At 42.5% G+C, this 24,963-nt stretch carries 20 protein-coding genes and 1 pseudogene; 12 read left to right on the plus strand and 9 right to left on the minus strand.

Annotated elements, in window-relative coordinates; genetic code table 11:
* Nucleotides 1-638: 638 nt before the first annotated feature.
* The 5 genes from ACYRY3_RS42935 to ACYRY3_RS42955 form a co-directional block, all read right to left on the minus strand.
* Nucleotides 639-2,051 carry a sensor histidine kinase gene (locus tag ACYRY3_RS42935; RefSeq protein WP_460207945.1) on the minus strand — a complete coding sequence of 471 codons (1,413 nt, stop codon included), beginning with the start codon at nt 2,049-2,051 and terminating at the stop codon, nt 639-641.
* 55 nt (nt 2,052-2,106) lie between these two features.
* Nucleotides 2,107-2,490: a response regulator transcription factor gene (locus tag ACYRY3_RS42940; protein ID WP_460207946.1), complete on the minus strand. Its 384-nt coding sequence runs from the start codon at nt 2,488-2,490 to the stop codon at nt 2,107-2,109.
* 149 nt (nt 2,491-2,639) lie between these two features.
* Nucleotides 2,640-3,725 (minus strand): hypothetical protein, encoded by a 1,086-nt coding sequence (locus tag ACYRY3_RS42945; protein WP_460207947.1) that lies wholly within the window; start codon nt 3,723-3,725, stop codon nt 2,640-2,642.
* A gap of 11 nt (nt 3,726-3,736) precedes the next feature.
* Nucleotides 3,737-3,985: a hypothetical protein gene (locus ACYRY3_RS42950; RefSeq protein WP_460207948.1), complete on the minus strand. Its 249-nt coding sequence runs from the start codon at nt 3,983-3,985 to the stop codon at nt 3,737-3,739.
* A gap of 314 nt (nt 3,986-4,299) precedes the next feature.
* On the minus strand, nt 4,300-5,070 hold the full coding sequence (locus tag ACYRY3_RS42955; protein WP_460207949.1) for a hypothetical protein: 771 nt from the start codon (nt 5,068-5,070) through the stop codon (nt 4,300-4,302).
* Between the two features lie 783 nt (nt 5,071-5,853).
* Between ACYRY3_RS42955 and ACYRY3_RS42960 the strand changes: the two genes are divergently transcribed.
* From ACYRY3_RS42960 to ACYRY3_RS42975, 4 genes are all read left to right on the plus strand, one after another.
* Nucleotides 5,854-6,672: an SDR family NAD(P)-dependent oxidoreductase gene (locus tag ACYRY3_RS42960; RefSeq protein WP_460207950.1), complete on the plus strand. Its 819-nt coding sequence runs from the start codon at nt 5,854-5,856 to the stop codon at nt 6,670-6,672.
* A 14-nt stretch (nt 6,673-6,686) separates the two neighbouring features.
* Complete coding sequence (locus ACYRY3_RS42965) at nt 6,687-7,697, plus strand: DUF389 domain-containing protein (protein WP_460207951.1); 1,011 nt, start codon at nt 6,687-6,689, stop codon at nt 7,695-7,697.
* A 283-nt stretch (nt 7,698-7,980) separates the two neighbouring features.
* On the plus strand, nt 7,981-9,183 hold the full coding sequence (locus tag ACYRY3_RS42970; protein WP_460207952.1) for a PQQ-dependent sugar dehydrogenase: 1,203 nt from the start codon (nt 7,981-7,983) through the stop codon (nt 9,181-9,183).
* Between the two features lie 301 nt (nt 9,184-9,484).
* A complete protein-coding gene (locus tag ACYRY3_RS42975) occupies nt 9,485-10,861 on the plus strand; it encodes a glycoside hydrolase 100 family protein (RefSeq protein WP_460207953.1) in 1,377 nt (458 codons plus the stop codon).
* Between the two features lie 402 nt (nt 10,862-11,263).
* Here the strand turns inward: ACYRY3_RS42975 and cysH are convergent, their stop codons facing one another.
* Nucleotides 11,264-11,989, minus strand: coding sequence for a phosphoadenosine phosphosulfate reductase (gene cysH, locus ACYRY3_RS42980; RefSeq protein WP_460208306.1), 726 nt, complete (start codon nt 11,987-11,989; stop codon nt 11,264-11,266).
* A 696-nt stretch (nt 11,990-12,685) separates the two neighbouring features.
* Here cysH and ACYRY3_RS42985 point away from each other — a divergent pair.
* Nucleotides 12,686-14,410, plus strand: coding sequence for a pentapeptide repeat-containing protein (locus tag ACYRY3_RS42985; RefSeq protein WP_460207954.1), 1,725 nt, complete (start codon nt 12,686-12,688; stop codon nt 14,408-14,410).
* 322 nt (nt 14,411-14,732) lie between these two features.
* On the opposite strand, the pseudogene ACYRY3_RS42990 reads toward ACYRY3_RS42985, so the two are convergent.
* A pseudogene (locus ACYRY3_RS42990) lies at nt 14,733-14,873 on the minus strand (RNA-guided endonuclease TnpB family protein); the annotation flags it as partial.
* 115 nt (nt 14,874-14,988) lie between these two features.
* Here ACYRY3_RS42990 and ACYRY3_RS42995 point away from each other — a divergent pair.
* Nucleotides 14,989-15,618 (plus strand): restriction endonuclease subunit R, encoded by a 630-nt coding sequence (locus tag ACYRY3_RS42995; protein WP_460207955.1) that lies wholly within the window; start codon nt 14,989-14,991, stop codon nt 15,616-15,618.
* A 56-nt stretch (nt 15,619-15,674) separates the two neighbouring features.
* Entirely contained in the window at nt 15,675-15,968 is a 294-nt protein-coding gene (locus tag ACYRY3_RS43000) for a glutaredoxin family protein (protein ID WP_460207956.1), read from the plus strand.
* 69 nt (nt 15,969-16,037) lie between these two features.
* Here the strand turns inward: ACYRY3_RS43000 and ACYRY3_RS43005 are convergent, their stop codons facing one another.
* A complete protein-coding gene (locus tag ACYRY3_RS43005) occupies nt 16,038-16,940 on the minus strand; it encodes a nucleotidyltransferase (protein ID WP_460207957.1) in 903 nt (300 codons plus the stop codon).
* A 180-nt stretch (nt 16,941-17,120) separates the two neighbouring features.
* On the opposite strand from ACYRY3_RS43005, the gene ACYRY3_RS43010 reads away from it, so the two are divergent.
* The 3 genes from ACYRY3_RS43010 to ACYRY3_RS43020 all read left to right on the plus strand — a co-directional run bounded on the left by ACYRY3_RS43010 (nt 17,121) and on the right by ACYRY3_RS43020 (nt 20,271).
* Nucleotides 17,121-17,879 carry a metallophosphoesterase family protein gene (locus ACYRY3_RS43010; RefSeq protein ID WP_460207958.1) on the plus strand — a complete coding sequence of 253 codons (759 nt, stop codon included), beginning with the start codon at nt 17,121-17,123 and terminating at the stop codon, nt 17,877-17,879.
* A 464-nt stretch (nt 17,880-18,343) separates the two neighbouring features.
* Entirely contained in the window at nt 18,344-19,135 is a 792-nt protein-coding gene (locus ACYRY3_RS43015; protein WP_460207959.1) for an RNA ligase family protein, read from the plus strand.
* The gene (locus ACYRY3_RS43020; protein ID WP_460207960.1) at nt 19,132-20,271 is read left to right on the plus strand and encodes an AAA family ATPase; all 1,140 of its coding nucleotides are present in this window, start codon (nt 19,132-19,134) and stop codon (nt 20,269-20,271) included. Before ACYRY3_RS43015 ends, ACYRY3_RS43020 begins: the two co-directional genes overlap by 4 nt.
* 6 nt (nt 20,272-20,277) lie before the next feature.
* Here ACYRY3_RS43020 and ACYRY3_RS43025 read toward each other — a convergent pair whose 3' ends face one another.
* Nucleotides 20,278-21,495 carry a S8 family peptidase gene (locus ACYRY3_RS43025; RefSeq protein WP_460207962.1) on the minus strand — a complete coding sequence of 406 codons (1,218 nt, stop codon included), beginning with the start codon at nt 21,493-21,495 and terminating at the stop codon, nt 20,278-20,280.
* Between the two features lie 192 nt (nt 21,496-21,687).
* Here ACYRY3_RS43025 and ACYRY3_RS43030 point away from each other — a divergent pair, with 192 nt between their 5' ends.
* On the plus strand, nt 21,688-24,237 hold the full coding sequence (locus tag ACYRY3_RS43030; RefSeq protein ID WP_460207963.1) for a metallophosphoesterase family protein: 2,550 nt from the start codon (nt 21,688-21,690) through the stop codon (nt 24,235-24,237).
* Nucleotides 24,238-24,259: 22 nt separating this feature from the next.
* The gene (locus tag ACYRY3_RS43035) at nt 24,260-24,958 is read left to right on the plus strand and encodes an SAM-dependent methyltransferase (protein ID WP_460207964.1); all 699 of its coding nucleotides are present in this window, start codon (nt 24,260-24,262) and stop codon (nt 24,956-24,958) included.
* The last annotated feature ends 5 nt before the right edge of the window (nt 24,959-24,963 follow it).

A 24,963-nucleotide genomic window follows, 5' to 3' on the forward strand; every position in this document is an offset into this window, starting at 1 on the left:
TTTTGCTATTGCAGCAATGATGCTGAGTTTTTATGCTTTTAAATTAACTGTGTCTTCTCCCATAACAAAGTCTCTAAAGGGGTAATTCAGGAAAGCCAAAAGTTAAAGTTTAGCTTTGTCGCGTGGGCTAGTACAAAAAGGTTGTTCGCGTAGCGTCTCCTCTGGAGAAGTATGAAGGCATTTGGATGAAAGTAAAAGGCTTACACTGCAAGCTTAACAACAAGCGTGCAATGGTAGCCTTATTGCCGCTGATGTGTATTATTGTCATTTTGTGTATAAATTTTTGCGTTTATGTAGGGGAAGTTATTGACCGCCAACTTGACCAACGAAAATATTGATGGTGGGCACTGCCCACCCTAAACATTCTCCATTTTAAAAAATTATTTAATAAAATTTAATATTATCTATATAGATAGATAAAATAATTTTATAAATAAGTAAGCTATACAGTAAACTAACTTTTCTAAATGAAAAGAAGGAGTTGCTGTGAAAAACAACCGTCCTAGCAATACTATAATCAATGCTGTTGTACTAGTTGTAGCAATCTTTGCTATATATCTTGCAGGTAATTTTATTTTTTCAATATACCAGAATACAAAATAACAAGCCGCTCGATAAATCTCTCATTTGTTATGGAATTACAAGGGTAAATAAATGGTGAAAGTTGCTCCTTCACCAAACTTACTACTTGCCGTAATGCTACCTCCATGAGCTTCTATGATACGCTTTGAGATCGCCAAACCCAACCCAACTCCCCGACCTTTACGAGAGCGATCGGCAGTATAAAATTGTTCAAAAATGTGTGGGAGATCCTTTTCTTTAATCCCAAGTCCGCGATCGCTAATTGTGAGAACTGCCTGCTTGCCGTCTTTGTACCCAGTGATAGATATTTGAGAACCAGAGGATGAGTGCTTGATGGCGTTATCCAAAAGATTGAGAAAAGCTTGCAACAGCCGCTCTGAGTCGCCCTGTATCTGCATATCTGCTACATTAACCTGTGCTGAGATTTGGGAATTTTGCATTCGCGATTCCACGGCTCTTACAGCACGCTCAATGAGGCGGTGTAATGGTACGGTTTGCTGTTCTAAGACTGTGACACCTGCTTCCAATCGTCCCAAATTTAGGAGATCGTCAATCAACCGTGATAACCGTTTGGTTTCATCTTCTACACTTTGAAAGAAGCGATCGCGTACTTTAGGATCTGAAGCTGCGCCACTGCGAAGCGCTTCAACAGTTACCAAGACATTACTAATGGGGGTACGGAGTTCATGAGATACGTTTGCCAGAAAAACTCTGCGTTCTTGATCCAAAGACGCCAAACGTTCGCTCATGCGATTGAGTTCCAGTGCGAGCTGGTCTAATTCGTTACTTTGACGAATCTGAAGCTTGTCTCCAAAATGCCCGCTCCCCAATTGGATTGCGAAATTTCTCATTGTTTCGATGGGGTGGGACAAGCTACGAGCTAACCACTCACTAATCAAAGCACAGAGGACAAGTGTGAAAATAAGAGTCCCCATGATTGTGCCAACTATTGTGGTAAATTGCCTTTGAAATTGTTTTAACGTGACTGACATCCTCAATGCACCCAACCTTTGACCATTGCGGACAATGGGTCGAGCAATGTACAATCTGTCATCGTTGGTTAAAACACCTTTTGCTACTCCTTTGACTGCTACACCTTGCACGGCTTGGCTCATCCCAGGTATTTCTAACCAGTTTTGTATTTGTCTGTCTAGCAATGGGCTAGATGTAGCAAGAAGCTTACCTTTAGTGTCAAAAACTCGTATGGTTATACTTTCAGCTGCACCGTAACGTTGCACAAGGACATCTACTCGTTTGAGGTCTTGTTTTTCTAAGGCATCAGCCATGCTCTCACCAATAGCAGTACTCCAGTTTTCCAAATCAGCCTGCCTCGCTCTATTAAAGTAGGCATGGAACGACCAGAGAATGTACCCTCCCATAAGGGAGGTTGCCAAAGCAGTTAGTAGTAAGTACGTGCTCAGTAGTTTGGTGTGAATGGAATTTTTTTTTATTTGAGGTATCCAGCCCATTTAAAAAATTTAAAATTAGTGCATTTAAAATTTTATGAGATCCGGGCTGCGAGTGTTACCTAGACTCGGAGTTTTTCTCAGAGCGACGACGCAAGACAGCTTTGATGCGTGCTAGTAGTTCGCGGGTATTGAAGGGTTTTGTCACGTAATCATCTGCACCAGCTTCTAGACCCCAAATTTTATCAATGTCTTGGTCTTTAGCAGTCAGCATGACAATTGGCACATCAGAAAACGCCCGAATTCGCCAGCAAACCTCCATGCCATCCACTTCTGGCAGCATTATATCTAACAGAATGACATCTGGCACTTGCTTGTGAAACTGTTTGATAGCGTTATGACCATCTGCTGCTGTCGAGACGGTGTAGCCTTCTTTTTGTAAAGTGTAGGAAAGGCTTTCCCTTAGAGGTTCTTCATCATCAACCAGTAAGACGTGTGCCATTTCTGTTCAACATTATCTAACCCACTAGATTCTAAGTATACCCTAATATAAGTTTTTATACATCCTTCTGAAGATACAAAATTGCTTGTAATTCGTAATTCGTAATTAAGTATATACGAATTACGAATTATTAATGAGAAATTACCGAACTACTTTGCTTTGACTCTACCTAAATCCCAAGTGTAACAACCCAGCTTGTCCGGAACTCTAGAAAATCTCCCAATGCGATGACCTCTAGAAAGCTCGTTATGCACCGCAGTTTTTATTTCTCTTAGTTGTTCAGCGTTTATTTCTCCATACAATCCTACAATTACATCAGCTACGCTGAAGATTTTTCCTGAATTCCTTTGCAATAGTATGGAGATGGCATCAATCAGAAACTTACCCTCAAACTCGGGTAACATTGGTACTCTTCTTGCCTTGGGTAGCAAAAAGGGTTTCTTCTTTTTAGGTTTTACAGTTTTAGATTTAGCTTTACCGTCCTGTGGGGTAACCAAACTTATATCTAGAGTGTAGCAACCGGGTTCTTCAGGAACAGCTGACCAATAACCTTTTTCTTTACCATGCGTCAAAGAGGATTGTACCCTACTTTTGACCACTTTAAATACACTTGACTCTAAATCTCCATAGAGCGATCGCACGATAAAATCTATGTGACAAACTGTCCCCATATTTTCTTGCAATATTTTTTCAATTGCTTCCAGTCGTGGAAGACCTTGAAACTGGGGTTGCATTGGAACATCGGAGCCAGGAAAAGAGCTACGATCGCTTTCTAAAAGTGTTTCCTGTCTTGGGGTTGTCACAGAAGGAACTGCAACTGCATTTTCTGTGTCTTGCGCTCCGTCTTCATCCAAATCTATCTCTAGCTGAACATTGTCTTTTAATTCAAGCTGGATGGATGGTTCCTGTCCAAAGTGAGAGAGATTCTGCGGTATCCGTTCTAAATGCGAGTTTTCCCTAGAAGGAGTAGGAGGAAAGGACAAGGACACTTGCGTAGTGGGAGAAGCCCCGTTTAGCAAAGTGTTCGGTAGCGTCTCAACAATAGCTGTTTGGTTATCTCGTACCCCAGGAAGCACATGGTTGGACAATAACGCTTCCACGTGAGTCAGTTGCGATCGCGCTTGAGTGGATAAACGCTCGTATTCTTCCACAAGAGCTGCATAGTAGTCTCTTAATTCCAGCAGTGGTTCAATCAAGGCTTGTGGAGGGGGTTCTAAATGTGGTTTTGTCATCATATTGTTTTAAATCAACCCAATTCAGTATCAGATTTATAAGTCATTGGTACAGGTTTAGCTTTTTTGGAGGGCTTCATCAGCGATTTTTTAGGTGCTTGAGGAGGGCGGCATTGTTCGCAATACAGAGGGCGAGGTCCAAAGGTCTCCCGCTTTGTAGAGGTACCGCACTCTTTACAGACAAAATTGAAGACCCGTGTATGAATCAGTCTTTTATGTGCTCTAACAGTGTATTCTCTAACGTTGATTACTTTGCTTACCATAGTCTTGAGTTGTGATTTTTGTCCTATCAATGTAGCCATTGGAGCAGGGTAAATTGCATTCTGTACATTGCCAGTAGCAAGTTTTTGCCATTGCTCGCCTAGCTGTGAGGTTTACAAACAAATCCTGGATTGACCGGGATTTAATGTATTTCTCCCCAAGCGGGGATAGATGCTCAAGGAAGTTATCCTTTTTGGGAGCAACAGACCAGTTACTGCTCCAGCAGACTCGTTACTGTTACTACTGTTAACGCTTCATCTTGATGACTCAGCACTTTAGGGGGTCAAACCAGTCCTTTTCGCGTATAGTCCTCAGGTTATAGCAGAAAGGCAACGCGAAAGCGCCTCTGTAAGCCTGAGATACTCAACGCGAGTGGGTCGCGAAAACGCCTAAAAAGGGCAGAACCCATGCTGAAGAACGCACCTAGCAGAAAGCTTGTCCAAACTTTGAAGAAGGCTTTCTTCACGCTGTCTTCGATCGGATCGGTACTTTTGATGAACACCTGCAAACCATCTAAAACAACGTCTACCGGGCACTTGACGGTACGCTTGGTCAAAACACGAAACACTTGAGAGCATTTTGTGTAGAGGAGCGTGCCTAAATCACTTCCTCGAACCTTAACATTCCGTCGAGCGTTGTGTATGACGTGAAATACACCTCTCCAAAATTGGTGTAACTCATTCCCGTGACGCTTCATCAGAAGCAGCCCCAGGACGAAATCAATTTGTGAGGTGCAAGCAACGTTAACAGCAACGGACACTTTGTCAAAGCGCTTGACTACAGTTTTCAGAGCTTTGACTACCACTCTCTGATAAAACTGGTTTAACTTACTGCAATTGCGCTTGAAATGCTTTTTGTCACCAATTTTGATGGGGGTAGACAAGTCTATATAAATAACCTTATCAATATTTATCAGTAACCGCAAGATCGCGATGTCAAACAAACTTTTAACGCAACCTTGATTCCAAATGCCGACGAGGAGACAACCAAGACATTTGACGACTTCAGACAAAACACTTATCTGTCGATCTGCAACGTCTTTAACAACATACCAACATCCTACTTTGTTTTCTGCTTCCTTAACCATCTTGGTGTCACCTCCTTAACACACGTATTAAATTTATTCTTCGACAATCAAGGACTCAAACATGAGGTTTAGACAAATTTACTACAATCCGGTAGATGTATCTTCAATTGTCTTTGTGACGGCGAGCCTGACCCTTGTACAACACCGCTTTCTGTGAGTTCTTGGGGGGACTCGAATAGAGCCTAGGTATCAGTACCATGAGAGCGCATAGGGCTTCAATGATTCAAAAAGGTATTTTTTCTATTACTTCAATTAAAGCATTACAAATTCCCAATGTGTTCATCAAAGGTTCAGCCTCTGTAAAAATCACAAATTCCACTTGTGCTCCCTTCGCTTTCGGTGTTTAGCAGCACCCTTTTTTGACAGTGCTGATGCACCATAAAGCTAATACAGTTCAGTTAGCGTTACAACAGTAACAAACCTAGGTTGGGTTTCGATCCTCAACGCAACACAATCTTACATTTGTTGGGGTTCGCGCTTCACTCAACTTCTAGGACAATTCTTCTTAACTGAACCGTATTGCACCATAAGACGCTGATAACCGTCAAAAAAAGTTTCAACCTGTTTAATCCTTTTTAACAAGTTTGTACTCTGGGTTCCGGAACTTTCGTTCTGGTTATAGTACAAGATATGTTGATTCAATAAAAAAACAGACCCGAGATAGGTGTGACTAATGCTCTTCATGTCTAGACTGCAAGTCAGATCCAAAAATAGAGAAGGGTAAAGACAACCCTGTCTTGCTTACCCCGAACTCTTACTACTTAACATTTTTCAACCAATTTTATGGCTAAAACAGTAATTGTCACAGGGGCAACTCAAGGTATTGGTAAAGCAACAGCACTTTTATTTGCCCGTAATGGGTATGATGTCGTGCTAGCCGCCCGTCAAAAGGAGCGTTTAGAAGCTACAGCAACCGAGGTGCTTGCCTTGGGTCAAGATGCACTTGCTATCTCTACTGATGTTAGAGATCCAGTGCAAGTCAATCATTTAGTTGAGAAAGCTCTTGCTCATTTTGGTCATATCGATGTACTGATTAATGATGCTTCAATTTATTTTATGGGTCCTGTAGAAGAGAGTTTACTGAGTGATTGGCACCAAGTCATAGATACAAATCTCTGGGGGTACATTCATACTATTCATGCACTCTTACCCTATTTTTTAGAACGGGGAAGCGGCACAATTGTTAATGTTAGTTCTATTGGTGGTCTAGACCCAGTTCCTTTTCAAGTACCATACACCACAAGTAAATATGCTGTCACGGGACTCACCAAAGCGTTACGAGCAGAATTATCGCCCAAAGGTATCCATGTTTGTGGGATTTATCCTAGTTTTATCAGGACGAGTCTTATAGAAAGAGCCATCTTGCGCGGTAAAGATAAGGAGACTGCTCACAAACGCTACCAACTTATGGATAAAGCTTTCCACAGCCCCTTCCTAGAAAAGCCTGAAGATGTGGCAAAGGCAATTTGGCATGGAGTTCAGTATCAACAGTCTGATGTATTGGTTGGCACAGCAAAGTTTTGGACAACAGCTTTTCATTTATTTCCTGGCTTGATGAAGTCGATGACACGGCGGGTTTTTGGCATGAGAGAACGTCATTGAAGAGGAATCATACTTTGATAAATCTTAACAATATTCGCAACCGTTTTAATAACTTAACCAAAAAAACGATTATACCACAAGAACTCCAGGAAATCCGAAACGGGCTTTTGGAAGAATCAAGTATAGATGCTAATTATCTTGTACTGATTTTGGGTTCCTGTGCGATCGCCACCTTGGGATTGCTGTCTAATAGTGCTGCTGTCATTATCGGTGCTATGATAATCGCTCCCTTGATGTTACCAATTCGGGGGTTGGCATTTGGAGCCCTAGAAGGTGATATTGTTCTTTTTCGCAAAGCCTTAAGTGCGATCGCAGTGGGGACAGTTTTGGCTGTTGCGTTGGCGCTGATGATTGGGTTTTGTGTTGGACTGCCAGAGTTTGGTAGCGAAATTATCAGCCGTTCCAAACCAACGTTACTGGATTTGGGAATTGCAGTAGCAGCCGGGGGAATCAGTGGTTTTGCAAAAGTTCAACCAAAAATTTCTGCTTCTGTTGCTGGTACTGCCATTGCCGTTGCTCTTATGCCACCTGTCTGCGTTGTTGGCTTAGGGTTATCCCAGGGAAATTTGGCGTTGAGTACTGGTGCGACCTTGCTTTATCTCACCAATTTGTTGGGAATTACCTTGTCTTGCATGGTGACTTTTCTTCTGACTGGTTGCACTCCACTGAAACAAGCACATAAAGCCCTTTGGTGGACACTCGCTCTTACAGCAATACTGGTCATTCCTTTAGGCATAAGCTTTTTTCAGTTGGTTAGGCAAGCCCGACTTGAAGCCAGTCTGAAACGAGCACTCCTCAACCGAACTGTCACATTTCAGCGCCTGAGATTGCTAGGGAGTGATGTCAATTGGTTAGCCAATCCTCCAGAAGTCCGTTTAAGCGTTCGCGCCAAGAAGCCTGTCACACCAAGACAAGTCATGCTTTTAGAAAAGTTTTTAGAAAAAGAAATGGGTCAGCCATTTATTCTGATTTTTGAAGTAGGTGATATTGAGGAAGTTACAAGTACAGCACCAGAGGATATGTAAATCAAAAAATGACAAAAATTTGTTTTCTCTTATACAAAGTTTAAATCTATCTATAGAATGAGCGAGCAAGACAAGAAATAGGCATTTAACAAGTATAAGGTATATATCGCTACTTCATTAGAAAGATGTGGCGATCGCTTGATTTGTTTTAAACTGTATCCCAATATTCAATCTGTAATGATTATCAAATTAAAGGATGAAGGATAAACAGTTTTCTACTTTATACTTTTGCCTTCAGTAGCTTAGTTTTCTTCTACCAACTCAATACTTAAGGAAAAATACCGTGAAAGCTAAAAGCTTACTCATCGGTTGTGCTTTACTGCTGACCATGACTTTTCCTGGCAATGCACAGCAAACCCAGGAACAAAGGATAGAGCAACTTGAGGGTTATTTAGTCACGCCTGGGCAACTAGAATTTAACGAATCGCTTTTGCAACAACTCAAATTGCCTGCGGGATTTCGCATCAACGTGTTTGCTAAGGACTTAGGCAATCCCCGGATGTTAGCAGTAGCCCCTGATGGTACTATTTTTGTTACCCGTCGCCAACAGGGTGATATATTGGCATTACTTGACCCTGATAGAGATGGGCGTGTTGACGAAATACAAACAGTTACATCGGGTTACGAATACATTAATGGCATCACAATTCATCAAAATCGTCTTTACTTTGTCACAGATAGAGAACTTTATGCTGCAGATTTGTACTCCAATGGAGCAATAGGCGAAGTACAGGAGTTGATTAACGATCTGCCAGATGCAGGACAGCACCCCAACCGCACTCTTGCGTTTGGTCCTGACGGAATGCTCTATATTACTGTAGGGAGCACTTGTAACGCCTGTGATGAGACCAACCCAGAAAACGCGACTATCCTGCGGGCGCAACCTGATGGGAGTATGCGAAGGATTTATGCCGAGGGTTTGCGAAACACCATTGGTTTTGATTGGCATCCGGAAACAGGGGAACTGTGGGGCATGGATCATGGTTCTGACTGGCGTGGTAATGAGCAACCGCCGGAAGAATTGAATCTCCTTGAGGAGGGTGCAAACTACGGCTGGCCCTTTTGTTATGGCGATCGCCGTCCGGATGTGTACCTGCCTGCAAACCCTACAGGTACAACCAAGGAAGAATATTGCGCCAATACAAAACCGCCCGTGCTGACTTACACGGCTCACAGTGCGCCCTTAGCAATGTTATTTTATACAGCATCTCAGTTTCCTGAGGAATATCGTAACGGTGCTTTTGTAACTATGCGCGGTTCCTGGAATCGCAACCCTCCGTCTGGTTACAAAGTTGTACGAGTCCGTTACGAAGATGGCAAACCAATAGAGTTCGAGGACTTTATCACTGGGTTTTTCAACGAAGAGCAATTGACGCAGTTTGGCAGACCGGTGGGTCTTGCGATCGCACCTGATGGTTCGCTCCTGTTCACAGACGATACTAACGGTGTCATTTATCGCGTGTCATATGTAGGGGAAAACGATTAGTATACAGCCAAATACCAGAAATTACTCCCTTTAGCTGAGGGAAAATATCACTGTATATAGGGTGCGTTATAGCTGATATAACGCACCATATATTTTATTAAGTGATATTTATACTTGATGCGGTGCATTAGCTGGTACTAATGCATACTCCTAGAGTGTCTATTTAAAATGGTGCATAAATTTTTGCTCTCAGTAGTTCTTCTATAGGGTAGGTACTGTCAACCTTTGTTGAACTCTTAGAATCATGCACCAAATTAGGGTAGGCACGCCACTACACAATCGTTCTGCTGGTGCGTAGGTGATGAGAATAAAACAAGATATACAAGCAGAGGCTTGGAAACTCCTGGAACAATCAGTTATCTATTATCACGGTCGTCCAATTGGAACAGTAGCAGCTATAGATCCGGGTTTAGATGCACTGAATTACGATCAATGTTTTGTTCGAGATTTTGTCTTATCAGCGTTAGCTTTTTTAATAAAAGGTGAGCCAGAAATTGTACGCAATTTTTTGATAGAAACTCTTGCCTTGCAGAGCCACGAACCACAGATAGACTCTTTTAAACCGGGACCTGGGCTCATGCCCGCTAGTTTTAAGGTGGAATCAGAGGATGGTCGAGAGTTTTTGACTGCTGATTTTGGAGAACACGCGATCGCCAAAGTGCCACCTGTTGATTCTTGCTTGTGGTGGATTATCTTACTGCGTGCTTATGTGAAAGCCACAGGTGATATTTCACTTTTTCATCAAAAACAATTTCAGCAAGGAATCAAACTCATTTTACAAATGTGCCTTGTTCATCGGTTTGCCATGTATCCAACGATGTTGGTTCCCGATGGCTCTTTTATGATCGACCGTCGCATGGGTGTTTACGAACATCCTTTAGAAATTCAAATTTTATTTTATACAGCTCTACGTGCAGCTGGCGAGTTACTTTTGAAAAATGATGATAACGCTTGCAGCCTTTATGGCAGTGTGAATAAACGTTTAGAAAGTTTAATGTATCATCTTAGGGAATATTATTGGATCGATCTCAATCGCCTAAATGAAATTTATCGCTATAAGGGTAATGAATTCGGCAAAGAAGTTGCTAACAAATTCAATATATATGCTGATTCTATTCCTACTTGGTTGACTGAATGGTTACCAGATGATGGTGGTTATCTAGCAGGAAATCTTGGTCCGGGACGCATGGACTTTCGTTTTTTTACTGTCGGCAACTTAATGGCAGTTATCACCTCTCTGGCAAGCGATCGAGAATCTCAAAGTATCATGAACTTAATAGAGCAACGCTGGGGCGATTTGGTAGGAGCAATGCCGATGAAAATTTGTTTCCCTGCCCTTGAGGGTATGGAGTGGCGAATTGTCACAGGATGCGACCCAAAAAATACCCCTTGGTCATACCATAATGGTGGAAATTGGCCCGTTTTGCTTTGGTTATTAGTAGCAGCTGCTCAAAAAACAAATCGTCTGGAACTCGCTCACAAAGCTATTGAAATTGCTGAAAAGCGTTTGGTAGAGGATTCTTGGCCAGAATACTATGATGGTAAGAATGGTCGATTGATTGGTAAAGAAGCAAGAAAATATCAAACTTGGACTATTGCGGGATTCTTAGTTGCAAAAGAGTTTATCGCAAACCCTCGGTATTTGGATTTACTCAGTTTTGATAGTTATGATTTTTGACATCCTCCCCTGGCTAAAGCCTTTAGGGATTCCAAGCATCACTGTTTGGGTTTCCTCTTTCTACGAGTCGGCTTACCGTGAGCTATCCGCTTCAAAGAGACGGAGCTTTAGCCCAGAGCAAAGCGATAATGGTTTTCTTATAGGATGGGGGACACGAGTTAACCTAGAGCAACAGTCCAATCCCACGCGACCCAGTTTTTTTGCCTGTAAAGACTGAAATTTCGTTGGCTAAATTTTGATAGTTATTGGTCGAGGAAAAGTAGGCGTATGTTGAGGAAGATTTCCTTAATCCAAAAATGAATATTAACCCCCATCCTTATAAAAGGGGATGGGGTTCTTTTGTCTGATGAAATACCCCGCCCTCCACAATATAGAGGGATGGGGAATTCATGACGGTTTGCACTAAATGTGGATGCCACATTCTGTTTTACCAGTTCCCCTCCAGCGTCCGGCACGTTCATCTTCGCCATCAGCTACTGGAGTTGTAATGGGTTCATCACCAATGCTTGGATAACCTTGGTCGTGTAGGGGGTTGTAGATCACACCATGTTCGGCGACGTATTCCCAAGATTTTTGCCGTGTCCAATTAGCTAGGGGATTTATCTTAATGCGGTTCTTCGTGTCGAGTTCAAAGATGGGCATATTTGCACGAGTCACAGCCTGATCGCGGCGGCGTCCGGTAATCCAAGCAACAGTGTTTAGTTCCGATAGACCTCTTTGCAAAGGTTCAATTTTGGTGATTTCGTGGAATTTAGCAATATCTGTATCCCAAAGTGCTTCACCAAATTTTGCAGCAAAAGCTTCGCGAGTATCTACATCTGGGGTTTTGTAAACTTTTAAATCCAGATTATAGATGTCTTTTGCTTTGGCAACTAGTTCTAGAGTTTGGCTAAAGTGGTAGAGCGTATCCAGGAATATCACGGGGACTGGACGTTTGAGGTCTCGGTAAAAAATATCGGTAATAATCAAGTCATCTACGTTAAAAGCACTAGTCTGCACTAGCCCTGTGGGAATATTTTCCACAGACCATGCCAGTATTTCTCTTGGATGCGCTGTGTCATATCTCTCATTTAACTTATCCAAGTCAAAACTGGTAGCTTGGGCTCTTAACGTGGTTGAAGCAGTCATCATAATTTTCCAGTCCAATGGTTTCCTAGCTTAGTTAGCTTTATTTTACACTAAAAAGGCACATAACTTGACCGGAATTATGTACATACCATATTCGGGAATTACTGCCAAGGGGGTAGGGGATGAGGTGCAGGGGAAGGTATGTTAAAAAATATATTTACAAAACTACACATTTTCAGGGCTTTCGTAAAGCCATGTATACCTAATTAAGTGATTACTGTAGATTTTACGAAGATAGGTAACGCTTGTTTAACTTTTAAGATGTTTTTATTTGTATTATGAGTTCTACTGATATTGTTAGGATAATTCCTTAGAATCAGAGGTTTTAACAAATGAACGGTTCAAATACTCCAAATCCATTCGGCGTATCTGTAGCAATGGGCGCTTTGGTTATGCTGACCAGTGCGGGTATCATTACTATCATGAGCCTCTTCTAGGGCAAAAAGCTTAAAATTTAACAAAAAAACTTTACAAAAACCCCTTCAGGAAATGAGAGGGGTTTTTACATTTGGAAATACTGTTCTTTAAAACGAGGGTTTACCAGAAAAAGGCAGAGGGTGGATGGCAGTGCGCCGAAGGAAACAGCTTCAGGAACAAATATATTTGGAGAGCCATCACTGATATTAGTAGCGTTTTAGATACATTAGTGCCTTGCTACATCAGTAAAATACGCCTTCGGTCAAAGTAAAAAAAGTAATGTTGAAATCTATTACCCTTGATAAAAAAAACTCTAAAAAATTTTTAGCTACTATCGCGTTCTTTGCCCCGCTACTGGTAGCGCTTCCTGGTTATGCTGAAAAACCAGAACACGTGAAACAGTTACTAGATACCAACAAGTGTTCTAAATGTGACTTAAGCTACACTAACCTCAGCCGAAAAAATCTTGTTCGGGCTGACCTCTATGATGCTAACTTAACTAATGCAGATTTAAGTGGTACAGACTTAAGTGGTGCAGATTTGAGAGACTCTGAGTTAAACAGTGCCAAACTGTTTCGTGCAAATCTATTTCGCGCTGACTTGGGTAGAGCAAATTTAAGTAATGCTGATTTGAGTGGTGCTAACTTAAGTGGTGCAGATCTAAGAAATGCCAACTTAAATAACACAAATCTCAGTCAGGCTGACCTCAGTGGTGTCAATCTCAGTGGAGTTACCCTGACTAATGCTGACCTTCGGGGTGTGCGGTTAGATAATGTCAACCTGAATGGTGTCAGCCTGAATGGTGTCAACTTGAGTGGTGTAGACCTGAGAAATGTCAACCTCATTGGTGTAACTCTTAATAGTGTAAATCTTAACAGGGCAAACTTGGATGGTTTTAACTTGAGAGGCGTTCAATTGATGAATGGTAATCTCAGTTATGCCAACTTGCGGCGTGCGGATTTGAGTAATGCCAACCTGCAAGGCACTGATTTACAATATGCCAATCTCGATAATGCTGACTTAAGAGGCGCACAACTCATTGGAGTGAATTTTAAGGGTGCAAGTTTACTTGATGCCGATTTGAGAGGAGCTAATTTAGATACAGGGAAGCTACCTAGTGACGGATTTATTGCGGATGCTGCTGACTTTACTAGGTGGGGAGATAACCGTTATAAAAAGAGTGATTATAGAAACGCGATCGCATATTACAAACGGGCAATTGAAGTTAATCCCAAATTTGCGGAAGCCTACGCCAGTCGAGGTTTAGCTAAGAGCCAGTTGGAAGATTATCAAGGGGCAATAGCTGACTATAACAAAGCTATAGAAGTTGACCCGAACTATGCCAGAGCATATCACAATCGGGCGTTAACCCGTATCGAACAAAAAGACTACCCAGCTGCTTTAGCTGATTTCAACAAAGCAATTAGTCTAAACCCCAGATATGCCGATGCGTACAACGGACGGGCAACAATTCGCCGTATTCAAAAAGACTATGCAGCAGTTATTACAGACGCTTCTGAAGCTATTCGCCTGAATTCCAAATTAGCTGAAGCATATAATAATAGAGGTTTGGCACAGTATGCTTTGAAAGACTACCAGGCAGCAATTAAAGATTTTGACAAAGCCATTGATAACTCTGACAATTGGGCTTGGGCTTACTTAAACCGGGGCCTCGCCCGCCAAGCTATGGGAGACTATAGGAATGCAACTAAAGATTTTGATAAAGCAATTGATATAGATAAGGATTACACTGATGCCTACTACCACCGCAGTGTAGCCCGTTTTGAGAGGAAGCGGTATGAGGATGCCATTAAAGATTGCGATCGCGTGATTCAACGCAATCCCAATTACGCAGAAGCCTATGAAAATAAGGGGAATTCCCTGTTAGCTTTGAAAAAGGCAGCCTTAGCAAAGCAAGCGTTTGAGCAAGCCGCAAAAATTTACAATCAGCGCAATGATGCTAGCAGTGTGGAGAGGGTGCAACAGCTGATTGCTGGGCTGTAATCCCAGTGGAATGAAAAGTCTAATTTCTCCTATCTTGTACCATCGCCTTATTGCAAAAATAGAAGCCCAAAAATCTTATTATTTCGTGGTGGTCGATCGCAAAAGTTTTGATAGGTTCCTAGTTGCGCTGTCTTCGCGGTAAAAATCAAATACAACTCAGACCAACCCCCCAAAATTAATGCGATAGACCAGTAGTGGTCTGTCCCAAAAGTTTTGATAGGTTCGTAGTTGCGCTGTCTTCGCTATTACAACTCAGACCAACCCCGCAAAATTAATGGGACAGACCAGTAGGTACAGCTAAATAAACTAAAAATAACTGTATGATGGCTTGACGTAAGAATGTCACTGCAGCCAATCCCCTTTTCTTCCTGTATTTAGGCAAAGAAGGCTTGTCAACTTTACCCTGGTAATAGGCATTCACCAAGCCGTTATAGGAAGTGATTGGTTCTCCCACGGATTTTAATTAGCATTTCCTTGTAGGATGGGCGGCACGAGCCGTCCATGAAGAGCAAGTTAGACCGCCAGTATAAAGCTTGGCTATACAATATAAATTTACCAATGCTCGCTTGGATAGACCTATGGTTCAAACGCTTCAAGCAGAAAATATGACTCTTGAACAATTGATATCGCTTTACGGATTGGAATTGGTTGAATCCGAGCAATTTTTTCGAGAGTGGCAAGATGATTTACCAGAATTGACAGAACAAGAACAGCAGTTATTAGATCGAGTAAAAGCAGGTTACATTAACTTACGAAATTATCCTCCTTTACTAGAAAATACAGTTAATACCGTCGTATTATCACCACTGCTATTCATTGGTCAGTTTTACCTACCTCCCTTTCATCTTAAATTAGAGAAATCTGTTGAAATTGAAACGAGCGATCGACAAACTATCATTAAAGGACGAATTGACTTCTTACTTCTCAACCAAAAATTTTGGGTAACAGTTATTGAGTCAAAACAGGTAGCTTATTCTGTAGAGGCAGGGCTTGACCAGATTTTAGCGTATATGCTGGCTGCGCCTTTGTCACAGGATGAAGTGTTTGGCATGATTACCTCTGGTGGCAGTTTTATGTTTTTGAAACTCCTGAAAGGCAATCCACCTCGCTATGCAACCTCAGATATTTTTGATGTACGTAATCGCGGCAACGAACTGTATTGTGTTCTTCGCATACTCAAGCGTATTAGTCAACTGACATCACTCTAGCTCTGCTAAGGTGGGATAGTTCAGAATAAATTAGTAGTGCTACTTGGTTGAGGTGAATGCGATTAATCTTATATAGTAAGCCGGGATGCCATTTGTGTGAAGGTTTGCAGGAAAAGTTAGAACAAATTATACAGACTGAACATTTCCCGTCTCTAGAACTGGAAATTCGGGATATTATGACTCGTGAAGATTGGTTCCAAGCATATCAGTATGAGGTACCAGTACTTTTTTTAATGAGCGGTAGAGGTGCAGAGGGCACAGAGGAAGGCAAGAGAGAACAACCTTTGCCCCGTCCTTCTCCTAGAGCAACGGTACAGCAGTTAGAGAAAATGCTTCAGAATTATCTTTAGAAAATTTGGTGAGGGTTGGTATATTATCTGTCGTTTCCAACCCCTTTGATTTTAGAAATGTTTTCCTTCTCAATGAGATTTACTTTCGATTTCTTCAGTGAGTGTTGTTGTCCATTGAGAAACTTCTTCTGCTGTCAGATTGCCTGCAGGCTGAAGTCTTCCATCCTTATATCCCCACTGTTCTACATCAATGAGATACTGTAATGGTGAGAGTAGTGTTCCCTGACAGAGTTTTTCCTTTGGGGGGGGATTGTTGATTTCATCCTGCAACCGCTTGGATAATTCTTGCATCACCCAATTTGGTATGAGCGATCGCTCTGTTGGGTAGATAAAACCAAAAAGAATCAAATGGCTGAAAAGGACTCGCCAGTCTGAGCCAAAGCAATGAAGCAGGTATGACCAATCTAAACGTTCACCACAAGTGAGAAGTAGGTGGGCAACATCTGCTCCGTCATAGCGATCGCGAGCCATTACGAAGGACTTTGACCACAATAGGTCTTCAGGGGAACAAATTTGGACGGGAATGCCCAGCACTTCAACATTGACAGCACGTTGAAACCAGCCATTATCAACTTCAGTAATACCATTAGCGGAGTTAAAGATGATATCAACAAAGTTTTCACCACAGAAGGCTTTCGCTAACCAGTGTTGCGAATGAACTTCAGTTTCACAACTCGCCGCAGACAGAACCTCCATAGTTCGTTCTTTATCTTGTGGGCGAACGAAAATATCTAAATCCTTTGTTGGACGTGCAATACCTGTGTGACGCTCAAAAGCAAATGCTCCTGCAACCAGAAATGGCACTTTAGACTCATTTAGGAGTTGGAGTGCTTGACAGTAAAAAGCGCGAGTTTGTGGCTCAAGTTCAATTTGAGTGATTTTTTCAGTTTGCATATTATTCTTTATATTTGACCTTGCACATCCTTTTAACCCCCTCGTTTTCAGGTTTCTACCTAAAAATGAGGGGGACAAGTGCGTAACTGCTTAAGAACTCGATCGTCCTTGAAAAATCAAAATAAATCTTCAATCCGGAGAGCGAACCAGTTATCTGTAAAAATACTGATATATTTTAAAAACAAATGCTCCTATTGATGCATGAAAATCAACCCAGTAACTGCGCCATGATTTAGTTAAGTTTAAGGGGAAAAACTGATGGCGACAACGAAGGATGTAGTGCGTATAGCAGCAGTAGGAGATATCCATTGTACCAAGACATCTCAGGGAGCCTTGCAACCCCTGTTTGAGCAAGCGGGCGAGCTTGCCGACGTACTGTTGCTATGCGGCGATTTAACAGACTACGGGCTACCCGAGGAAGCCCACGTCCTCGTCAAGGAGCTAGCATCTACCAGAATTCCAACCATTGCTGTGTTTGGCAATCACGATTATGAATCTGGAAAGCAAGATGAGGTCAAACAAATTCTGACTGAAGCAGGTGTGCGGGTGCTTGATGGGGATGCCTGTGAGGTTAAGGGTGTTGGTTTTGCTGGGGTAAAGGGATTTGCTGGTGGCTTTGGTTCTAAGGCATTAGGAGCTTGGGGTGAAGAAGCCATCAAGCACTTTGTCCATGAAGCAGTGAATGAAGCTTTAAAACTAGAATCTGCATTAGCGAGATTAGAAACTTCTCAGCGCATTGCTGTACTTCACTATTCCCCAATCCAGGCTACCGTTGAGGGTGAACCGCCAGAAATTTTTCCATTTCTCGGTTCCAGTCGTCTTGAGGAACCCCTCACCCGATATTCGGTGACTGCTGCTTTTCACGGTCACGCTCATAACGGTCACTTAGAGGGGCGAACCATAAGTAACATTCCGGTGTATAACGTATCCATGCCGCTTCTGAAGAAAACGCTCCCCGACAAACCACCTTTTCACCTGTTAGAAGTTGCAGTTGATGCAGGCGTTGTGAATGCGTAATTGTTACCAATGTTGAATTAAGCACGTAATGCATTTTGTAGGGTAGGCATCTTTGCCCGCCCTTGAATTTAGACAATGAACAACTTTTTTTATACAGCAATACGGTTTAAATAAGACTACAACCCTTATTAGAAGCCAATGTAGAGACGAGCCATGGCGCGTCTCTACTAAAATGTTGTTTGTACACTTAATTTTCAATTAAATAAACACATCACTCATGCATCTTGTGGGGTGGGCATCCTTGCCCGCCTTAAAATCCGAAAAACCTTCCAGAGCTAGTGAAGTAAACAATATAAAATATCTACTCTTGGAAACCAACGGTTACCGCGTATGTAATCTCACATCTCACTTCAAGTTACCTCAAGGGCGAATGGCGGCACTTCTCGAATGAAATCGAGTTGCAAATCCGTGCAAGTTCGCTGCCATTCGCTGTGAAATCGCATCGCAGTTGCCAAGGTAAAGCAATGGAAAAACAAATATACAAATATCCGCGTACTCATCATATTGAGGGTTCGCGCTTGCAACCAGGGGATGAAGACCTCGATAGTGTCCCCTTTAGTGCTATACAATACCAGTATGTAGTCGTCGAAGAAAAAGTAGATGGGGCGAATGCTGCCATTAGTTTCCGTGCTGATGGTCAAATTCAACTGCAAAGTCGGGGGCACTATTTGACAGGAGGACAGCGAGAAAAGCACTTTAACTTGTTCAAACAGTGGGCAAATACCCATGCTGTTGCTTTTTGGCAGGTATTGGGGACTCGCTATATTCTTTTTGGGGAATGGCTTTACGCCAAGCACACGGTATTTTATGATGCTCTACCCCACTACTTTCTAGAGTACGATGTGCTCGATTTAGAGCAGCATGAATTTCTCAGTACAACCAAGCGCAAGCAGTTATTAGCTGGATTGCCTTTGGTTTCGGTACCCGTGCTGTTTGCTGGGGAACTTCTATCTTACAAACAACTGATAGGATTGCTGGGCAATTCTCATTACCAAACTCCTCAACATTTAGAACGCTTTCAGGAACTTTGCAAGGATTGGGGACTGGATGTGGAACGTTCTCTCAAACAAACTGACCAAACGTCTCTCATGGAGGGTTTGTACATCAAAGTCGAACCGGGAAATACGGTTATTGCCCGCTATAAGTACGTTCGTTCTAGCTTTTTAACAACTATTAAGCAATCGGATGGGCATTGGCTTAACCGCCCCATCATACCTAACATTTTGCGTCCTGATGTCGATTTGTTCCAACCATGAATACCTCTGTTTCTTCAATATCTTGGTCGTTTCCTCACTGTCCCAATGAAACGAACTGGTCGATCGATTGGTCGGCGCTGGAATCTGAATTTGACTGGCTCAGTGCTTTGGCTGACTGTCCTCAAGACCCACGCTACCATGCTGAAGGTAATGTTCTGATACACACACGTTTGGTATGCGAGGCATTAGTTGCCTTACCGCAATGGCGATGGCTTCCTCCAAACGAGCGCTCGGTTTTATTCGCAGCTGCTTTGCTTCATGATGTTGCAAAACCCGCTGCTACTCAAATAGAAGAAGATGGTGCTATCTCCTCTAAAGGTCATGTCCTACAAGGAGCAAAAATGGCACAAGAGATTCTCTGGGATTTGAATGTGCCATTGAGAGAACGGCAGGCAATTGTTTCTTTGGTCAAATACGGCAGTTTGCCCCTGTGGTTTTGGGATAAGCCCAATCCAGAACGGTCTGTTATCAAAGCCAGTCAAATCATACGTTGCGATCTGCTGGCAATGCTTGCTGAAGCAGATGTTCGGGGGCGTTATTGCAATGACCAAGCGCAGTTGTTTGAGCGTATTGAGTTTTTCCGCGAATTTTGTCAGGAAAATACGTGCTTGGAGCATCCGCGATCGTTTCCATCGGCTCACAGTCGGTTTGTTTATTTTCAAAAAGAGAATAGCTACCCAGATTATGATGCTTATGATGACACTCGCTTTCAGGTTGTTCTCATGTCAGGATTGCCTGGTTCTGGTAAGGATACTTGGATTCAGGAAAATCTGGCAGATTGGGAGGTTATTTCTCTAGATGAATTGCGAACAACAATGGGTGTTGACCCGGAAGACGATCAAGGTGTTGTTGTCAATCAAGCAAAAGCGATCGCCAAAGAATACCTGCGCTCCGGACAATCCTTTGTTTGGAATGCTACGAATCTCAGTCGCCAGTTGCGTGGGGGATTGATTCGTCTGTTTTCTGGCTATCAAGCACGGGTTCGCATTGTTTACCTAGAAGCACCTTGGGAAGAATTGCTGGAAAGGAATCGCACTCGCGAGGCTAAAGTACCGGAGCGAGTGCTTTACCGATTGAGGAATCGTTTGGATGTACCCGATATTACCGAGGCGCAGCAAGTCGATTGGATGGTGTAAGGAATATCAATCAAGTGGTGCCTGTACAACCCCTGCGCCAATATCCAAGGGGTCAACACCGGTTGCCATTCGGGCTTTTGTTGCTTGACCAATCAATCGAGCAGTCAATTCCGTCGCATTCACAGTTCTTGTCTCGGTTATGATTTTCTCAGCCCACAGCGCCGCAACTCCGGCTACATGAGGAGTTGCCATGCTCGTACCGCTCATATCGATATAACCACCACCTACTGCTGCAGAGTAAATGTCCACACCAGGAGCAGAGATATTAACACCTGTATTGGAAAAATCGGCTACTGTCAAAGCTCTATGGGGTTCTCCTTCTGTTTGGAGTGCGCCTACAGAAATAATTCCATCTGCTGTAGCCGGAGGTGTGACAGCCAATTCATAGTCAGGTTTAATATCTCGCTTACTTTCATTTCCTGCAGCTGCGATAATCACCGCACCTTTTTGAAACACTGCACCTCGCGATCGCGTTAATTCAGCCAAACTTTCAAATAAACGAATATTTGCTCGATAAGCCTCCAAAGCTTTAGAAGTTGCTAACTCCATAGGATAGTCCTGCTGCGCGACCAATTTATTCACCAAACCGGGAAAATCCAAGCTAAGTGACATGGAAATAACCTGTGCTCCTTCATTGATAGCCCATAAAATAGCTTGATATATGCCCTCAGTGGTACCGCGACCTACCCCATCCAAAACTTTACCAATCAAGGCACGTTGAATGCCAGGTGCTACGCCAAAACGCAAGCCATTGATTGACTGACCAAAGATGGTACCAGCACAATGGGTACCATGACCGTAATTATCGCCATTCCCTTCACCAGTGAAATCCCGTTGTACCAGTTGAACGCCTCGGAAAGCCTCATGCTCGGCATCAATTCCACTATCGAGAACCGCAACTGTTACACCCTTGCCAGTGTAGGGGCTTTCTGCCGCCCTCGTGACATTTACCCCCCAGGTTACTCCAGTTTCATGGGAAGTCTGTCTTTGTTGAGTTGCTACAGGTTTGACAAGTGCAACTGGCATCAGTGGTGCAATGCTCACAACCTCGGGATCTCGTCGCACTTCAAAGATACCTCGTTTGTCCAGGGATTCCACATCAAGGCGAAGACTGATTTCTTCCAATCCTCGAACTGATTGCAAAGAAAGCGATCGCCCTGAAAACGGATCGCTTAAATCTACACGGCTAGTGTTACGGAGAATGATATGTTGGTCTTGTTTCATAAGTCACGAAATTTGATTTGTATAAACCTACACTTTTAAGGGGTATAATAACGGTGCTAAAATGTAAAAGTTTTTTTAAACTTGTGTAGCAAAGCGATAAGTCAGCAACGTAGTGGTTTTGGCAGAATGGTATTTTCAGCGTTTCTCCTATAATTTAATAGAAAAAACTTATCATCTCCTCTTAATTAATAAATGACATGGACATCTGTAAAGGAACGGTTGAACAAGCTACCACTTGTTCTTGCCGGACCAATCCTAAGACGAACTGACAGTCATTCTGTCACTGTATGGTTGGCTTTGAAAGAAAGCCGCACTGTGACTTTAAAAATCTTCGACATTTGTAACAAATTATTATTCACAGGTAGTCAAACAACAATTCGAGTAGGCATCAATTTACACATTGTTGCTGTCACTGCTAAGACTTCATCGAATGTACTTATATATGGTGAAAATTATCTGTACGATCTAGATTTTGGGAATGAGGCAACACTGAACCAACCAGGTATATTAACTTTGGATGGTTCAATAAAAGACATCATCTATCCTCAATACGAATTGCCAAGCTTTGCACTTGTTCCCAATAATTTAAATAATCTGCGAATCATTCACGGTTCTTGCCGCAAACCGCATGGAGAAAGCCTAGATGCACTTGCAACCTTGGACAAAATCATTAGAGAAGCATTAGAAGAAGATCCAAAAAAACGACCCCATCAACTTTTTCTCACAGGTGACCAAATCTATGTGGATGATGTGGCAGATTCTTTACTTTTCATGCTTGTGGATGCGGCTGAAACTCTTTTAGGCTGGAAAGAAAGCCTTCCTAGTGTTAACAAGATTGAAGAGTTAAATCCCGGACAACGCAATAATTTAGCAACGCATATTGCTGGATTGACAGCTAGTCTGGGTAAATTTAATAAAATTTCTACCCTTGCTAAAAGTCACTTATTCACATTAGGTGAGTTTTTAGCAATGTATTTATTCACCTGGAGTGATGTATTATGGTCTCAATCTGAAGATATGCCTGCATTTGAAGATGTTTATCCTAATTTACCAAAAGTTGGAAGGGGTAAATCTTTATTTGAAGAAGAAGTAAACTGCTTGCAAGAGTTTAGAACAACCCTGAAAGAGGTGAGACGTGCCTTAGCGAATATTCCTACCTACATGATATTTGACGACCATGAAATGACAGATGACTGGTTTCTGAATATGGCATGGTGCTCCCGCGTTCTCAAACAACCTCTAGGCAAACGCGTGCTGCAAAACGGATCGCTTGCCTATGCTTTATGCCAAGGGTGGGGAAACACACCAGACCAGTTTGAAAATGGCAAACCGGGATTTGCATTACTCAAAGCAACGGAAGCGTGGTCAAATTCCCTAGGGACAAACCCACAGTACGAACAGGAAATAGCCCAGTGCATGGGGTTACCCACCCTTGCGGAGATTGAAGAAACTCAGCCCAGGCAAATACCTCAAAAACCCAACTCTCTCAAATGGCACTACACGGTGAGAGGTCCGGGTTTTGAAGTTATAGTACTGGATACGCGCACCTGGCGGGGATTCCCTGGGGAAAAAGACTTTCATTTTCCCGCACTTTTAAGCCGAGAAGGTTTCGATGAACAGATATCAAAAGTCCCTCGCCCAGATGATACAAAGGTAACAATTGTAGTATCACCCAGCCCAGTTATTGGCTTACCCTTTTTAGAAACCGTACAAAAGATAGCCAAAAACATGGCAGAAAAACTAGGAACTGCTGCTTGGGGTTTTGACCCTGAAGCCTGGGGGTTAGAAGAAACAGCAATTGAACGGCTACTTGCTAGACTTGCACTGAGGGCACTACCGAATCAAAAAAGCCGTGTCATTTTCTTATCTGGTGATGTTCACTACAGTTTTGCAGCCCGCTTGCAATATTCTGCAACACGTCCCTTCCAAAGTTCACCCAATGTAGAGACGCGTCATGGCTCGTCTGTTGATGGCGCGTCTGCTGATGTCATGTCTGCCAATGTCCCATCTCCTGATGGCGCGTCTTTACAGATGGTCATTGCCCAATTTACTAGTAGTTCTTTAAAGAATGAAGCTAAAGGATTTGGGGGCAGTCATTCATTGCATAAAAAAGGTTTTGTTCCTTTTGCGATCGCAAATAATCTCCCAACAGTAGAGATATTAGGATGGGAAAATCCAGAAAACAAGGGGCTTGAAATAGGTAATGTCTATACGTTCATTGACCAAAGTATTGACCAGGGAATTCACTGTCTTCCTTTGATACTCCAAGGTAGCCCTGCTAGGGTGAACTTAGTGAATGAGCGAAGTTTCTTGAGAGCATTACAAATCAACAAAAAACCTGAATGGTGGTATCGAATTGACTTTTTATCAGCCAGTTCAGAAGAGATCGACGAGCCACAAAACTCTCATAAAGTCAAATCAAATTCTGTCAAAGCACCCCTACCAGGACAAGACCGAAAGCAACCTTTAGAAGAATATTTAGCGATGGCGAAAAATTATCGGGACTACACTTCCAATAAAACAACAGGCAAAGAAATTGTAGGTTTAAATAATATCGGTGAAATCACGTTTGAGTTTATTGATGGTCAAGAAATCGCAGTACAAACATTGTGGTGGCGGTTAGAAAGTTGGGAAAAAGATAAGCTTTTGGAACCTTTTCCATTAACTCGATGTGAGGTGTCTCTAAATTTTGAAGATCCAAATTATCCAATGGATGAATTACTCAAGGAAGTCGAATTGTAACCAGTGTTAGGAAAAAACAGCAATGAGCGTAAAACTAAAAAAAATCGTGCTTTGGGGACGTTCTCTACAGGAATACATCAAAATGTTCGATCTCACTGCTGAGGAGCTCAAGTTGACAATCCTTGATTGCGGCGGTGGACCCTCAAGCTTCAATACTGAGATGGCTCATCAGGGGCATCAGGTTTACTCTTGTGACCCAATTTATCAATTCACCGCTAGCGAGATTGAACAACGCATCCAAGAAACCTATCCAATTGTTATAGAAGCTGCTAGAGCAAACGAAGAGAGATTTGTTTGGAAGGACATTGAGTCTGTTGAACATCTTGGAGTCATCAGGTTGGCAGCTATGCAAAAGTTTCTCGAAGATTTCCCGTTAGGAGTGGGACAAGGGCGTTATGTAGTAGAGGAGTTACCTGCTCTTTCTTTCAATTCAAACCAGTTCGACCTATCTTTATGTTCTCATCTGTTATTTACCTATTCAGAGCAGCTGTCATTCGACTTTCATTTAGCTTCAATCCAAGAACTATGTCGAGTCGCTAAAGAAGTGCGGGTGTTTCCAGTTCTTGTGAATTACAGTGGTGAAACCTCTCCGCATCTTCACCCAGTGATGACTCAACTGTCAGCGCAAGGATATCAGGTAGAATTAAAGCAGGTATCCTATGAATTCCAAAGAGGCGGGAATCAACTCTTACGGGTATACCGCTCTAAAAGTGATATTTAGATCGC

The organism is Scytonema sp. NUACC21 (assembly GCF_054684315.1).

Excerpts from the sequence above, each read along its gene's own strand:
- ACYRY3_RS42935 (WP_460207945.1), bottom strand. The coding sequence starts at position 2,051 with ATGGGCTGGATACCTCAAATAAAAAAAAATTCCATTCACACCAAACTA.
- ACYRY3_RS42940 (WP_460207946.1), bottom strand. The coding sequence starts at position 2,490 with ATGGCACACGTCTTACTGGTTGATGATGAAGAACCTCTAAGGGAAAGC.
- ACYRY3_RS42945 (WP_460207947.1), bottom strand. The coding sequence starts at position 3,725 with ATGATGACAAAACCACATTTAGAACCCCCTCCACAAGCCTTGATTGAA.
- ACYRY3_RS42950 (WP_460207948.1), bottom strand. The coding sequence starts at position 3,985 with ATGGTAAGCAAAGTAATCAACGTTAGAGAATACACTGTTAGAGCACAT.
- ACYRY3_RS42955 (WP_460207949.1), bottom strand. The coding sequence starts at position 5,070 with ATGGTTAAGGAAGCAGAAAACAAAGTAGGATGTTGGTATGTTGTTAAA.
- ACYRY3_RS42960 (WP_460207950.1), top strand. The coding sequence starts at position 5,854 with ATGGCTAAAACAGTAATTGTCACAGGGGCAACTCAAGGTATTGGTAAA.
- ACYRY3_RS42975 (WP_460207953.1), top strand. The coding sequence starts at position 9,485 with ATGAGAATAAAACAAGATATACAAGCAGAGGCTTGGAAACTCCTGGAA.
- cysH (WP_460208306.1), bottom strand. The coding sequence starts at position 11,989 with ATGACTGCTTCAACCACGTTAAGAGCCCAAGCTACCAGTTTTGACTTG.
- ACYRY3_RS42985 (WP_460207954.1), top strand. The coding sequence starts at position 12,686 with ATGTTGAAATCTATTACCCTTGATAAAAAAAACTCTAAAAAATTTTTA.
- ACYRY3_RS42995 (WP_460207955.1), top strand. The coding sequence starts at position 14,989 with ATGGTTCAAACGCTTCAAGCAGAAAATATGACTCTTGAACAATTGATA.
- ACYRY3_RS43000 (WP_460207956.1), top strand. The coding sequence starts at position 15,675 with ATGCGATTAATCTTATATAGTAAGCCGGGATGCCATTTGTGTGAAGGT.
- ACYRY3_RS43010 (WP_460207958.1), top strand. The coding sequence starts at position 17,121 with ATGGCGACAACGAAGGATGTAGTGCGTATAGCAGCAGTAGGAGATATC.
- ACYRY3_RS43015 (WP_460207959.1), top strand. The coding sequence starts at position 18,344 with ATGGAAAAACAAATATACAAATATCCGCGTACTCATCATATTGAGGGT.
- ACYRY3_RS43020 (WP_460207960.1), top strand. The coding sequence starts at position 19,132 with ATGAATACCTCTGTTTCTTCAATATCTTGGTCGTTTCCTCACTGTCCC.
- ACYRY3_RS43025 (WP_460207962.1), bottom strand. The coding sequence starts at position 21,495 with ATGAAACAAGACCAACATATCATTCTCCGTAACACTAGCCGTGTAGAT.
- ACYRY3_RS43030 (WP_460207963.1), top strand. The coding sequence starts at position 21,688 with ATGACATGGACATCTGTAAAGGAACGGTTGAACAAGCTACCACTTGTT.
- ACYRY3_RS43035 (WP_460207964.1), top strand. The coding sequence starts at position 24,260 with ATGAGCGTAAAACTAAAAAAAATCGTGCTTTGGGGACGTTCTCTACAG.